We start from the raw sequence: 14,145 nt of genomic DNA on the forward strand, positions 1-14,145 counted from the left end.
CCGCTCTTATGATAGCATATCTGTGCCCACAGTGGGGCTACCAGCTTCTGTCACCCGCCAGAGCTGAAGCCATTCATCGATACTCAAGGTCTCAGCACGGCGCATCGGATCAATCTGTGCGGCAGCTAACCAGCCACGAACCTCCTCATTTTTCAGATGTAGCCCCCGGGCCAGCGCATTATGAATCTGCTTACGCTTTTCTGAAAACCCCGCCTGTACAAGCTTAAAGAAGCGCTTCTGCTCTTCTGGCGCAAGCGGTACTTCATCATAAACATCCACCTGCAAGACAGCTGAATCAACCTTTGGGGCAGGATAAAACGCCTGAGCCGGTACCCGCGTAATGATCCTGGGCTTGCCAAAAAACTGAATGCTGACACCAAGCAAGCTCAAATCCCCCGGTTCAGCCACAGCTCTCTGTGCCACTTCGAGCTGAACCATGACAACCAACCGACGCGGCTTATGCGTCACATCTTGCAGGAAATGCCGGAAGGCGGCGGCAGTCAGATAATAAGGAAGGTTAGCAACAAGCTTGTATGGCTTACCCTCAAAGGAATGATCGGGATTCAAGAAGAGCATATTTTGCGCAACCAGTTCCACGTTCGGCAGATGCCCAGTCGTTCTTCTCAGCAGGGCCAACATGTCCCGTTCCAGTTCTACCGCGACCACTTTTTCAGCATGGAGAGCCAGTTCACGTGTCAGAACCCCGGTTCCTGCGCCGACTTCCAGCACTTGCTCATCTTTCTGTAGCTCTGCCGCGGCAACAATTTGTTCCAGAATGCCACGGTTGATCAGAAAATTCTGCCCGAACGATTTATTGGGACGCATCTGATGAGCGAATAACAGCGTTCGCAAATCCCGGACATTGGTTAAATCGAGCGAGGCTATTTCTTTATCGCTTAACAACTTATCTCTTGTTTCAGACACAGAACCGATCCCCACACTTTCCTGCTTACAAACAGTATCTCAGTCTTTTAGCCCTCAGCAACTCTGAGAGGGAAGCACACAACAGCTCATTTCGCTGTTTCAATCTCACTACAATGATTGGTGACCCGTGGTTCCATGAGCATAACGGCTTCGTCTTCCGAACTTCCTGTTTCAAGCCTACCACCAGTTTGTCATTCTGCACTAGAGAACCCTGGCCAACTATCATACACCATATTACCATATATCTCTTCAGAAGGCTCGTTCTTCGCTCATCAGGATTCGCTTCAGAAAACTGTTCCATTCGATCAATAGAATCGTTCTAACAAATAGAGAGCGGGTCGTTGATCCGTTCCAGGATCGAAAGCGCAGATGCTTTCCTCAGCGTGGAGGCCGGACAACGCGCCTATCTCCATCACAATGACAACACAAGAACATTCCTGGTAGCCATGCCGATTACACCGGCTAGCTCATAGTACCAGACTTACAACAAAACAATCTCTCAAAACGTTATAGTCGTCGATATGTGTTAAGGGTTTCATATTCTAGAACTATTCTCAGTCAGGCGTCTTTTTGTCTGTGTGGGTTATCGTTTTTCCTCACTTACTCACTTTCACTTGCGGGGAACATAGTGATCTGGGATGCGGTGCGGACAAAGGAGAAAGAGACCCGGCATTTGTCATAACCCTTGAAAACCCACACTTGCCAGGAAGGGATATATACTACTATGTCCATAGAAGGCCATAAAAAAAATAATATAGAAAAAGCCGATTCTATGCCCTCCACTTCAAATGAAAAGGAGAAACAGACTGCAACTCCATCTCAAGGAGAAACCAAACAACCTGAAAAAGCAAATGAGCATACCAAACCCGTTTCTCCTTCCTCACCTGTTCAAAAACAGGAGGATAGGCAAGAAAAAGAGAGCATAACGGCGAAAAAGGAAGAATCAACGCAGGGTTCTGATACTCTGAAAGGGCAGAAAACAGGCTCTTCGGATACGGAAAAAGCGGTTTCCTCTGAGAAGAAGGAACAGCCAGCACCACAGGCAGGGAGAACGGCTGCGCCTATTCCCAGGCGCCCTGGTGGTCCCATTGCCTCTAGCCGGGAAGAGCAAAAGGGCAAAAGCGTATCTGAAGCGGATCGCTCTACACCCAAAACGCCCTCTTCTCCCGGCATCGCCAGCTCTTCTGATGAGGCAACGGTGCGCATAACACCGCAGCAGGCGGAGAAGAAAAGTGTCGCTTCTGCCATCCCCAAACGCCCTGTGCAGAATACGCCATCCTCTCCCGGTTTGACTGCGGAGGAGCAGAAGCCAGCACCCAAAGCAGAGAACGCGCAGAAGTCCGGTCAGCAAAATGCCGGTCGTCCAGCGATTCCCAGGCGTCCGGCGCAAACACCCTCTTCTCCTGGTCTTGCATCCGGTTCAAGCAAGCAGCCAGAGAAGCAGGCGCCACACACCGAAAAGGGTGGAGAAGAGAAATCAAAGCAGCAGGCTGATATTGCTGAGCAGAAAACAACAGCTATTCCCAAAGCCGCAGCGCCACAAAAATCGGGCAAAGCGGATATCGCAGAGCAGGATACAGTCAGCATAACGAAGATATCGAGCGAAGAGAAACCCGGGAAACTGGCTGATATTTCGGAACAAAAGACAGCCGCCATTGAACGCTCGTCCTTGCCAAAAAATGCTGATGCACTTGCGGCCCAGAATACGGTTTTGCTGGAGCACCAACCGGTTCCGCAACCCTCTTCTAAAGTGCCGGGGCATACATTGCCAACAACGCCGCCCCCGGGCCAGGATAACGGCACCGATCTATCACTACAGCAGGGCATGCCTCCGGTTCGCAGCGATGACGTTTTTGAAAGCGCCGAAGACTTTGCGGAGCGTCGAGCGCGTGTGAACCGCGTCATGATCGTCAAGAAACGGCGTAAGGAACGCAAAGAAGGAAAACGCTTTCCGCTGCTTGCGCGTATTGCCGTGATTATCCTTTTGATCCTCATCGTCTTAACCTCGGGAGGAGGAGGCGCAGCTTTTGCTTACTATCAGGCGCAGTTGCCTCAGCTTCAAGGCATCGCGGATCACTCACTTTTCCAGACAACCCATATCTATGACCGCAACGGCAAGCCACTGTATGATCTCTATGACAAGCAGATCGGCAAAGGCCGACGCACATATGTTGACTACAAAAATATCTCGCCGCTGCTCGTTGAGGCCACAGTAGCGGTTGAGGATAAATCGTTCTGGGAGAACCCCGGGTTTGACTTCCAGGGTATTGGCCGTGCAATCACCAGCGGCGGTTCTGCGGGCGGTGGTAGCACGATTACACAGCAGCTTATAAAAGTCCAGCTTTTTGAAGGGCTGCCTCGTACACCCGAGCGAAAGATACAGGAGATCTTCCTTGCGGCAGGACTCAATCAGCAGTACCCGAAATGGAAGATTATGGAAATGTACCTCAACACCGTCAACTACGGCAATATTAACTACGGCGTTGAGGCGGCAGCACAGGACTACTTCGGTCTGAAGCCAAAATGTGACAAGAAAACCAATACGTGCATCCCGGCAGTCGCTCAGCTGACATTGGGGCAAGCAACGCTGCTAGCGGGCCTGCCAAATAGCCCGACCACGCTGAACCCAATCTACAACAAAGAGAATGCCCTGAAGCGTCAGCAACAGGTGCTGGCCTCGCTGTTGCGCGATAAAAAGATCACCGAGCAGCAAGCAAAGCAAGCTGCCGATGAGATGAAAAAATTCAAGTTTGTCTCTCACTCATCGCAGCAGAAAATGCAGGCACCTCACTTTGTCAACTTTGTCATTGATCAGCTTGCCCAGGTGCTCGGTCCCGAAAATCTGCGCAATGGTGGTTATAGCATCTACACTTCCCTTGATCTTGATCTGGAAAAGAAGGTAGAGCAGATCACCTATTCAAACCTCTACGAGGAAACGTATGATAAGCTGAACGGCGTCTATACCGTCCTGAGCCGGGATCGGAACGTGAACAATGCGGCAGTCATGGTCATGAATCCACGCACTGGCGAGATTCTGGCAATGAACGGAAGCGTCAATTACAACAGCTCAACGCCAGAAGCGCAAGGGCAGGTGAATGCTGTCACCCAGACCTTCAGGCAGCCGGGCTCATCCTTCAAGCCTATCGTCTATGCAACCGCTTTTGAGATGGGCTGGTATCCTGGCATGATCCTGCCAGACCGAGAAACGCTCTATCCCTATCCTGATGGGAACGGCGTCAACGGTTGGTACACCCCGCAGAACTATGACCGTCAGTTCCGCACCAATATTCCGATGACCGCCCGAAAAGCGCTCGGAAACTCGTTCAACATCTCCGCGGTTGACACAGTAATGTTCGCGGGTATTCCCAACGTGCTGAACATGGCCGGACGTCTGGGAATTGACACCGTTGCCAAAGTAGATCCAAAAAACACCGGCGCATCGCTGGCACTCGGTGCAAAAGAGGCATCGCTGTATGAGATGACCGGCGCATATGCTGTTTTCGCCAACAAAGGAAAGCGCGTTCCACCGGTCTCTATTCTCAAGATTGTCGACAACCAGGGACGAACCATCTATCAGTACGATCCCAAAAAGCCGCAAGGTCAGCAGGTCGTCAAGCCTGAAGTTGCCTTCATGATCAGCGATATGCTCTCAGATAAAGAGGCTCGTTACCTGGAATTCCCACCCGGAAACGATCTTGAGTTGCCTGATGGCCGTCCGGCAGCAGTGAAAACCGGTACGACCGATAGCTTCAAAGATAACTGGACGATCGGTTATACACCATATCTGACCGTCGGTGTCTGGGCAGGAAACAGCGATAACAGCGAGATGCATGACGTCATCGGTCTGACAGGTGCAGGCCCGATCTGGAATCAGGTGATGGACTACGCCTCGAAGAAGTATAACTTCCCAATGGATGGCTTCACCCCGCCAGGAAACGTGCATAAAGTGCCCGTCTCCAATTACACCGGGCTCCTTCCGGGAGCAGGCGATCCTGTCAACGAGGACTGGATGATTGATAGCTTGCAGCCAACCATCTACGGCTCGAACTACTACGTCCCGACCGCAACCTGTGTCAACGGGAAGGACCAGAACGGGAAACCGTGTACGCCCCCGAAAAAGGACGACAAGAAGCCGTAAGCAACCGGGAACATACAGATCAAAGAGAGGCACCACTATGCTGGTGCCTCTCTTGCTTTGAGCGATATGATATGCGTAAATATGTTGGTTTCTTTGCCGGGTTGGCAAAGGCATACAAGCTATTTGGGAGGTTTCGCTATTATGGCTGATAAACCAGAACAGCCACCTGCGGTCGATCCAAACTATCGACCACTTACACGCACCGAACGCCGAAACCTGTGGCTCAAGTCATACGGCGATCACGATATCTCTTTACAGGTCTGGGTCAAGCTGGTCGAGCGGGAAAACGGAGAGATTCCTATCATGCTTCAGATGCATGGGGTGCTGATCTTCGGCACACTGATCAGTACCAGAGCATATGTCGAGTCGCATATCACCTCGATCAGAGAAAGGCTTCAGCAGGCACCGCAGGCAGCGGAGTTGCTGGAAGACCTGTATTCCAACCTGATTCCCCCAGAGGATCAACCGGAAATCGGGCCTGCTGGCCTGCCAATTCTGTTTGAATATCTGCACCTGCGTGATGCCACTATTATCAGCGCAGGGAGTCAGTTGACCGTTCCATACTGGCGGGGCAAAATAACCGCAGTTGACGCTTTTGTGCTGGATGTCGCCCTTCCCGGGGAATAAAAGCCAATAGCCGTTTCTGCCTCCGCAGGGCATTCCTTCGGAGGCAGCGAGCCAAAAAGAAAACCTGCGGCTTACTTCCCACAGGCTTCTCACAGACTAGAAAAGTGATAATTGCTGAGGTGGTTCCTCTTTCGGGGCAGAAGTACCGGCCTCTTTCGGGGCTGTTGCCTTCATCCGCTCAGCTTCAGCAATCACGAGTGGGATCTTCTTAAAGTCCTCGCGGATCACGTTTTTCAGGCTTGCCTGATGGAGCCCGGCAGCAGGATGATACATTGCAATGCAAATATATCCATCTTTCTTCTGGGCACGTCCATGAATAGCGCTGATCTTCGCGTTGCCGAAAAATTTCGCCATCGAGAAGCGACCCAATGTCACAATCACCTGGGGCTTCAGAGCGGCAATCTGACGATCGAGATAGTCATTGCAGGCGGTTATCTCTTCAGGAAGTGGATCACGATTCGAGGGGGGACGACATTTGACAACATTGGTAATGAAAACATCAGAACGTTTCAAGTTGATGCTTGCCAGCAATTCATCTAGAAATTGTCCGGCAGGTCCAACAAAGGGGCGTCCCTGCTGATCTTCGTGATAACCCGGACCTTCACCAATAAATAGGACTCTGGCATTGGGGTTTCCTTCGCCTGGCACGGCCCGCTTCCGACCCTTACAAAGGTTACATTTTGAACACGTGGAGACTTCCAGCGCTACTTCTTGTAGAATCTCCTCCGTCGACATAACTTTTACCCCTTTTCCCAACTATCAATGAGGTTGCCAGTAAGGGGGAGACAGGAAAACAGGCTTTCCTTGTCTCCCCCAAAAATCTTTTTGCTTGCTATTCCGCAGGAAGAGCGAGCCTACCAGCGACGATCTCCGGGGCGCTGACCGTAGCCACCCTCACGGCGTCCGCCGCCCGGGCGACTGGTGCCACCCCCCATAGGGCGACGCTGGCCATAGCCACCACGATCACCATAGCGATCGCCATAGGAGCCTCTTCCGCCGCCTCCGCCGTAGCCGCCGCCACGCTCATTGTAGCCGCCACCTCCCATGCGACCACCGGGAACACCGCCACCACCGCTATAGCCGCCGCGGCCACCGCCACGACCACCACGCGAAGGACCGCGTTCACTTTCCAGCTCGCTCGGGGAAGGGAGCTCTCCGCTGAGTGCAGCACGGCGAGAAAGGTTGATACGTCCCTGCGAGTCAACTTCAATGACCATGACCGTGATCTGATCGCCGACAGAGACAACGTCCTCCGGGCGAGACACGTGATAATCAGCCAACTGCGAGGTCCGAACCAGACCCTCCTTACCGGGGAGAATCTCAACAAAACAGCCAAAGTCAACAAGGCGCCGAACGGTACCGGTATAGATGCGTCCAACCTCGACATCCTCGGTCAGCGCACGCACAGCATCGATCGCTGTCTGCATCGCCTCACCGGAGGTTGCGGAGATATTGACAGTGCCATCATCCTCGATATCGATTTTCGCGCCGCTCTCGTCTTGAATCTTGCGAATCGTTTTTCCGCCCGGTCCAATAACTGTCCCGATCTTATCGGGATTGATCTTGACCGTCTGGATACGTGGAGCAAAGGTCGACAGGGCTTCGCGCGGGGCATCGATGGTATCAAGCATCTTCTCCATGATGAACATACGGCCCTCACGCGCCTGTGCCAGCGCCTGCGCCATAATCTCAGGAGTAATGCCTTTGACCTTAATATCCATCTGCAAGGCCGTAATACCATCCGCGGTACCAGCAACCTTGAAGTCCATGTCGCCTAATGCATCCTCAATGCCCTGGATATCGGACAGGATAGCGAACTTCCCTTCGCGCTCACCCTCCCCGGTAATCAGGCCCATCGCAACGCCAGCAACGGGAGCATGAATGGGCACGCCGGCATCCATAAGTGCAAGCGTTGTACCACACACGGAGCCCATCGACGTTGAGCCATTAGACGAAAGCACATCAGAGACGACGCGAATCGTGTAGGGGAACTCGCCCTCTGAAGGAATGACGGGAGCAACCGCACGCTCGGCCAGCGCGCCATGACCAATTTCACGGCGTCCGGGTCCGCGCAAGGGCTTGCTTTCGCCAGTTGAGAAGGGTGGGAAGTTGTAGTGATGCATAAAGCGCTTGCTCTCGCTCAGACCCAGACCATCAAGTACCTGCTCTTCTCCGGGTGAGCCAAGCGTTACCACGCTCAACACCTGTGTTTGACCGCGTGTAAAGAGGGCTGAACCATGTGTACGGGGCAGCAGACCAACTTCACAAGTGATTGGACGAATCGTCTTTGTATCGCGACCATCCGGGCGTACACCTTGATCGAGGATCATATTGCGAACATAGGATTTCAGTTCTTTCTCATAGAACGCAATAATTTCCTTCAGGCGGTCAGGATACTCAGTTCCTAGCTCGGTAAGCAGCTCGTCTTGCACCTGATTAAGGGCAGCGGAGCGAGCTGTCTTATCAGGGTTGTTTACCGCAGTTTCAAAGCGAGGTAGTACAAACTCGGCAACCTTGCGCTGAAGCTCTTCATCAACAGGAGCGGGTTCAAACACCTTTTTCGGTTTGCCACATACCTGAACCAGCTTCTCCTGCATCTTGATCAGATCTTTGATAGCCTCATGACCGACACGGAGCGCTTCCAGTATAACTTCTTCGGGAACTTCCTTCGCGCCAGCCTCAACCATCATAATGGCGTCAGCAGTACCGGCGATTGCCAGATCGAGCTTGCTCTGCTCCATCTGAGACTCAAGGGGGTTGATAACCAGCTGCTCATCAATATAGCCGATACGAACCGCGCCAACCGGACCGGCGAAGGGGATATCGGAAATGGAGAGAGCAGCGGACGCGCCAACGATGCCCATAATATCGGGATCGTTTTCCTGGTCAACAGAAAGGACAGTGATCACAACCTGGACATCGTTGCGATATCCTTTCGGGAAGAGAGGACGAAGGGGACGGTCAGCCAGGCGGCTGGCGAGGATTGCGTGTTCAGTAGCACGCCCTTCACGTTTGATAAAACCACCGGGGATCTTACCGGCAGCGTACATACGCTCTTCAACATCAACAGTTAATGGAAAAAAATCAATACCTTCTCGCGGTTCGTCGCTTCCGACGGCAGTTGCCAGTATCACAGTATCTCCATAACGAACCAGCACTGCGCCACTACTTTGCTCAGCCACGCGGCCTGTTTCTATACTCATGACGCGGCCGCCTATGACAGCTTCTTGACGGTGAATCATATTGCCTCCGACTTATTGGCACCCTAACCTAAACAAATCTAACCGTTTAAAACCAATATACTCTTGTTCTCGTCTCTGGGAACTCTCCATCTTACGCCAGGGCCTGGGTGTAGTTACATAAACATGTTCTCGGGAAATCTTCAGTCTCGTACTGCAAAACCATTCTCGATCCTGGTGTGCTTCTTTTTTTTCTGCTCGATATGGAGAAAGGTCCTCTTCTAATGCGTTCTTCGCTTTCCGTACTTCCCTCTTCTTCCAGAAACCGCAAATACTCACTTTTGCTAGGTGGGGGGAAAATGGAGCAGCGGTCGGGCATGAACAGAATGGCGCTTGCCTTTGTGCGCCGACCGCATCCACAGCGACCCCGTGATTAGCGGCGCAGGCCAAGCTTTTCGATCAAAGCGCGATAGCGATCCGGGCTCTTCTTACTCAAATAGGTAAGTAGACGGCGGCGCTGACCAATAAGCATCTTCAGACCACGACGTGAATGAAGGTCATGCTTATGTGCATCCAGATGAGCACCAAGCTGACGAATGCGCTCGGTCAGCAGTGCAACCTGCACCTCAGGAGAACCGGTATCGGTCTCATGTACACGGGTATTCTCAATAATTTCGTTCTTTTTTTCGACAGTTAAAGCCACGCTTCTTGTTCACCTCCTCCAACGAAGGATGAATACTTGCAACACAATATCTTCTGCATTATAACATGACCGGCCTACGGGTGCAATTACTTCCCCGGTATCTGATATGTTCTATGCAGGAAAAGCGACGCAGGGAGCCCGGCCCAACCGGCGGGATCTCCCTGCAGAAAGGACCATCTTACTTGATGGTTGCCTTTGCGCCTGCCTCCTGGAGCTTGGCAGCAATGCTGTCTGCCTCTTCTTTGGAGACACCCTCTTTGACGGGTTTCGGAGCCTCGTCGACAACAGCCTTTGCCTCTTTGAGGCCGAGACCGGTGATTTCGCGCACGGCTTTGATGACGTTGATCTTGTTGGGGCCAACCTCGGACAGGATAACGTCGAACTCGGTCTTCTCCTCAACTGCGGGAGCAGCAGCCTGCTCACCTGCGGGAGCAGCAACGGCAACGGCAGCAGGAGCAGCGCTCACGCCCCACTTCTCCTGAAGGGTCTTGCTCAGCTCAACGAGCTCAAGAACGTTCAACTTTTCAATTTCTGCAATGATATTTTCGACTGCGGACATTTTTTAACCTCCAAATGAATTACTGGGCAGCTTCACCCTTTTGCAACTGGTCAGCTCTTGCCTGGAAAACATATGCAAGATCGCGCAGAGGAGCACTGATCAAACCATAGAAGTTCGACAGTGGTCCCTGAATGGTGCCGACAACCTCGGCCTTTGTCTGATTCTTGCCGCCTTTGAGTTTACCAATACCCTCAATTTGCTCGGCGGACAGTGAGCGACCGGAGAGAATCCCGGACTTTAAAACAGCGATCTTAGAACCGCTCACAAAGTCAACAACTGCTTTCGCAGCAGCGACCTCGTCATCATACCCGAAAGCAACAGTGGTCTGACCATTGAAGATATTCTTATCGACCTCGGTCATGTTATTGCGCTCAGCAGCGATACGCAGCAGCGTGTTCTTCGCCACCGAAAGCTCAACATTGACGTCGCGCAGCTTCTTGCGCAGGTCGTTCATATCCTTAACGGAGAGGCCCTGCGTCTGCATCAAAATAGCGATGCTGGCACGATTCAGTTTCTCAGCAAGTTCCTCGATCTTCTGGGCCTTTGCCTCTGTAGGCATGGGAGCTCTCCCTCCTTTCTTCCCTAATACTTGCGAATTTGCCATGAAAAAAGCCTTCGGTCAGTGCAACCGAAGGCAGAGAGAGATTCTTGTTTTGTGCGTGCGTTCAAGCACATTCACGGCATATTCTTTCTTGCAGTGCCGCCAGCCGAAACGCAAACAGTATGGCAAACAATCCCTCGGCAAGCCGATACGCCATCTGGCATATCATTTACATGCTCTAAAAGCATACTTGCTGTCTTCAGTTGCATGAGCCGCGTACAACACCCGACCCGAAGATCAGGCGGGGCATGTCCTGCCTTTCATGGCAGGGCTTCTTCTTTCCAGCAGGCCAGAGTATACACGCGCTACAGCCTGCTCAGAAGCATTCTCTACTTCACCTGCCAGGGAAGATCCCTTTCCCGTTCCCGATAGCCCGATCGGTACGGGTGCGGCAGGGTGGCGCGATTATGAGACTTTGAGCGCCAGAGCAGACGGAACATCCAGACGGACGCTCGGTGACATCGTTGATGTCAACACAATGCTCTTCACATAGGTGCCCTTTGCGCCGGAGGGTCGAGCACGAACGACCGCATCAACGACAGAGGCAAGGTTCTGCATCAAGGCATCTTCGCTGAACGAAAGCTTTCCGGCAGGAATATGAAGCAGGGCAGTGCGGTCGACTTTAAATTCGACGCGACCGGCCTTTACTTCGCGGATAGTCTTCGCCAGATCAAATGTGATGGTCCCTGCTTTCGGGCTGGGCATCAAGCCACGAGGGCCAAGTTTACGACCGAGGCGGCTGATCTTTGCCATGACGTCGGGAGTCGCGATTGCGACATCAAAACCGAACCAATCTTCCTCGATCTGCTTTACCAGATCATCGAGACCCACGAAATCAGCGCCAGCGGCCGCAGCTTCGTTCGCCTTCTCACCCTGCGCGAACACCAGGACTTTCACTTCTTTACCGGTTCCGGCGGGGAGATTCGCCACACCACGCACCATCTGATCAGCATGGCGCGGGTCAACGCCGAGCTTCATATGAATCTCGACCGTAGGGTCAAATTTTACGTAGTTGAGCTTCTTGAGGAGTGAGATAGCTTCCTGGGGCTCGTACAACTTCGTCTCGTCGACGAGCTTGGCGGCCTCCAGATACTTCTTTCCGTGTTGATTTTTCGCCATTCTCTCGTGTGCCCTCCTTGAGGCTATAAGCCGCAGTGACTACCGGGTAGCCTGCATCTTCTTATTCGATCGTGATGCCCATGCTGCGGGCAGTGCCGGCAATTGTATTCTCAGCCGCTTCAATGCTATTGACGTTCAGATCCGGCATCTTCAGTTCTGCAATCTCGCGCAGTTTCTCGCGGGAGATCGTGCCCACTTTATCTTTGTTGGGGGCAGCAGAACCCTTTTCAAGACCCGCCGCGCTCTTCAGCAGATAGGAAACGGGGGGAGTCCTGGTAACAAAAGTAAACGAGCGATCTTCGTAAATCGTAATATCAGCAGGGATAATCATGCCCGCTTTGTCCGCTGTACGCGCGTTATACTCTTTCACGAACATCATGATGTTGACGCCGTGAGGGCCAAGCGCTGTACCGATCGGAGGAGCAGGATTTGCCTTACCTGCTGGAATCTGTAGGCGTACTACAGCCTTAATCTTCTTTGCCATAGGTTGCTCAAACTCCTCAAGATACCTCTACAACATGTACCAATTGACAGGTTTCTCGCCCCTGGGCGAGGATGCTTGCTTCGTCCAGTCGCCGCATTCATAAGGAGAAGCGGCCGGTCCAGAAGCATTTCTGCAATTGTCAGGGGAAATCCCCTGTCCGTTCCCGATTGTCTATCGGTACGGTTGTGTCTTGCTTATGCGAGATCCAGCCCTTAGAACCGGGCCGACTCAACTCAAACAATCGTTCTTTCGTACGTACGTGTCTGGTAAAACCGTCAAAAAGTCGCTAGATCTTTTCTACCTGCAGGAAGTCCAGTACCACGGGGGTTTCACGACCGAAGAAAGAGACCAGAACAGTGACCTTGTTCTTATCCATATTCAGATCGCTTACCGTGCCAATGAAATCAGCAAAGGGACCATCGATAACGCGAACACTCTGGCCCTTCGTGAAACTGACTTTGGCTTTGGGTTTCTCGGACTCTTTCGTTACCTGCTTCAAGATCGATTTGATCTCGTGTTCTTGCAGGGGAACCGGTTTGTTCCCCGAACCCACAAAGCTTGTGACACCAGGAGTATTACGAACGACATACCACGCTTCGTCGCTCATAATCATCTCAACCAGCACATAGCCGGGGAAGACCTTTCTCTGGACCGTACGCCGTTGGCCTTGCTTGATCTCAACCTCTTCCTCCATCGGCACAATCACACGAAAGATCTTGCCCTTCATGTCCATCGACGCAATACGGGCTTCGAGGTGACTCTTGACCTTGTTCTCGTAGCCTGAATATGTGTGAATTGCATACCAGGCCGGTTCACCGGTTTTCTCGCCAGATTTCTCTTTTTCCTCACCGGTATGTTCAGTAAACACGGCTTTCCCCTTCTGGTTTCCAGGTGACGAAGCTATTTACCGCCGCCAATAAGCTGGATGAACAGATAATATAGTCCTGTGTCAACTAGCCACAGCAATAAGCCAACCACACCAGAGATAATTAAGACCGCTATCGTCATGTTCCTTGCCTGCTGAAAGGAAGGCCATGTTACTTTATAGCGGAGCTCATAATAGGCATCGTAGATAAAGCCGCCGAAACGAGTACTGCGGAAACGACCCAGTAAGGTATTTTTTCCCTTACGAGCCGACTTTCCTTCTTGTTTGCTCGTCCTCGGTGCTGTTCTGGCGCTTCTAGCCGCCCCTTTTTCACTGCCGCTTTTCGAGGCTGCCACTTGGCTCTGGCTAGTACTCTTCTTCTTTTCGGCCATCTTGTTTGCCACGTTTAGCCTTTCCCGATCAGTAGCGACCGTCGTACTAGTTAGACATCACTAGTTGAGTAGCGAGTACTTTACGACCCTACTTGGTTTCACGATGAGGAACATGTACCCGGCAGGTGGTACAGAACTTCCTCAGTTCAAGGCGATCTGGATTGTTTTTCTTGTTCTTCGAAGTGGTATAGTTGCGGCTCTTGCAGGTTGTGCAAGCCAGCGTTACCACAATACGATTTTCTTTGCCTTTAGCCATGACTTTCTCCGTTAACGTTTCGTGCTTGGCTTGCCACTACAGCCTGAGTGGATAGTGACCGTCTGCTAGCGAAACAACGTGGACGCATCCGCCAGGCAGTAGCGTCCACGTGTGAAAGTTCTTCTTATTCGATAACCTGGGTGCAGTAGCCAGCACCGACGGTACGTCCACCTTCGCGGATGGCGAACTTCACGCCCTCTTCCATTGCGATACCGTTTATCAGCTCCACCGTCATCTCGATGTTGTCACCAGGCATCACCATCTCTACCCCTTCCGGCAGCTGGATGGACCCGGTCAC

14 protein-coding genes are annotated in these 14,145 nt (G+C 52.3%); 2 read left to right on the forward strand and 12 right to left on the reverse strand.

Going from position 1 to position 14,145, the window contains the following annotated elements; translation table 11 throughout:
- Positions 1-6: 6 nt before the first annotated feature.
- Complete coding sequence (gene rsmA / locus EI42_RS27500; RefSeq protein ID WP_137686149.1) at positions 7-924, reverse strand: 16S rRNA (adenine(1518)-N(6)/adenine(1519)-N(6))-dimethyltransferase RsmA; 918 nt, start codon at positions 922-924, stop codon at positions 7-9.
- Between the two features lie 772 nt (positions 925-1,696).
- Here rsmA and EI42_RS27505 point away from each other — a divergent pair.
- Complete coding sequence (locus EI42_RS27505; protein ID WP_211326372.1) at positions 1,697-5,062, forward strand: transglycosylase domain-containing protein; 3,366 nt, start codon at positions 1,697-1,699, stop codon at positions 5,060-5,062.
- A 141-nt stretch (positions 5,063-5,203) separates the two neighbouring features.
- Positions 5,204-5,689, forward strand: a complete 486-nt coding sequence (locus tag EI42_RS27510) for a hypothetical protein (protein ID WP_111325848.1) — start codon at positions 5,204-5,206, stop codon at positions 5,687-5,689.
- A 96-nt stretch (positions 5,690-5,785) separates the two neighbouring features.
- On the opposite strand, the gene EI42_RS27515 is transcribed toward EI42_RS27510, so the two are convergent.
- The 11 genes from EI42_RS27515 to EI42_RS27565 all read right to left on the reverse strand — a co-directional run.
- Complete coding sequence (locus EI42_RS27515) at positions 5,786-6,424, reverse strand: uracil-DNA glycosylase (protein WP_111325849.1); 639 nt, start codon at positions 6,422-6,424, stop codon at positions 5,786-5,788.
- Between the two features lie 119 nt (positions 6,425-6,543).
- Entirely contained in the window at positions 6,544-8,931 is a 2,388-nt protein-coding gene (locus EI42_RS27520; RefSeq protein ID WP_111325850.1) for a polyribonucleotide nucleotidyltransferase, read from the reverse strand.
- Between the two features lie 370 nt (positions 8,932-9,301).
- Positions 9,302-9,571: a 30S ribosomal protein S15 gene (gene rpsO / locus EI42_RS27525; protein WP_111325851.1), complete on the reverse strand. Its 270-nt coding sequence runs from the start codon at positions 9,569-9,571 to the stop codon at positions 9,302-9,304.
- Between the two features lie 178 nt (positions 9,572-9,749).
- A complete protein-coding gene (gene rplL, locus EI42_RS27530) occupies positions 9,750-10,130 on the reverse strand; it encodes a 50S ribosomal protein L7/L12 (RefSeq protein WP_111325852.1) in 381 nt (126 codons plus the stop codon).
- A 19-nt stretch (positions 10,131-10,149) separates the two neighbouring features.
- Positions 10,150-10,689 (reverse strand): 50S ribosomal protein L10, encoded by a 540-nt coding sequence (rplJ, locus tag EI42_RS27535; protein ID WP_170142956.1) that lies wholly within the window; start codon positions 10,687-10,689, stop codon positions 10,150-10,152.
- Between the two features lie 447 nt (positions 10,690-11,136).
- Positions 11,137-11,850 (reverse strand): 50S ribosomal protein L1, encoded by a 714-nt coding sequence (gene rplA / locus EI42_RS27540; RefSeq protein ID WP_111325854.1) that lies wholly within the window; start codon positions 11,848-11,850, stop codon positions 11,137-11,139.
- A gap of 61 nt (positions 11,851-11,911) precedes the next feature.
- Positions 11,912-12,334 carry a 50S ribosomal protein L11 gene (rplK, locus tag EI42_RS27545; protein WP_111325855.1) on the reverse strand — a complete coding sequence of 141 codons (423 nt, stop codon included), beginning with the start codon at positions 12,332-12,334 and terminating at the stop codon, positions 11,912-11,914.
- 286 nt (positions 12,335-12,620) lie between these two features.
- On the reverse strand, positions 12,621-13,202 hold the full coding sequence (gene nusG, locus EI42_RS27550) for a transcription termination/antitermination protein NusG (protein WP_111325856.1): 582 nt from the start codon (positions 13,200-13,202) through the stop codon (positions 12,621-12,623).
- A 32-nt stretch (positions 13,203-13,234) separates the two neighbouring features.
- Entirely contained in the window at positions 13,235-13,603 is a 369-nt protein-coding gene (gene secE, locus EI42_RS27555) for a preprotein translocase subunit SecE (protein WP_111325857.1), read from the reverse strand.
- 76 nt (positions 13,604-13,679) lie between these two features.
- Positions 13,680-13,847: a 50S ribosomal protein L33 gene (gene rpmG, locus EI42_RS27560; protein ID WP_111325858.1), complete on the reverse strand. Its 168-nt coding sequence runs from the start codon at positions 13,845-13,847 to the stop codon at positions 13,680-13,682.
- A gap of 124 nt (positions 13,848-13,971) precedes the next feature.
- On the reverse strand, positions 13,972-14,145 hold a 174-nt coding region (locus tag EI42_RS27565), incomplete at its 5' end, for an EF-Tu C-terminal domain-related protein (protein WP_487248051.1).

Source organism: Thermosporothrix hazakensis (assembly GCF_003253565.1).
Classification (GTDB): Bacteria; Chloroflexota; Ktedonobacteria; order Ktedonobacterales; family Ktedonobacteraceae; genus Thermosporothrix; species Thermosporothrix hazakensis.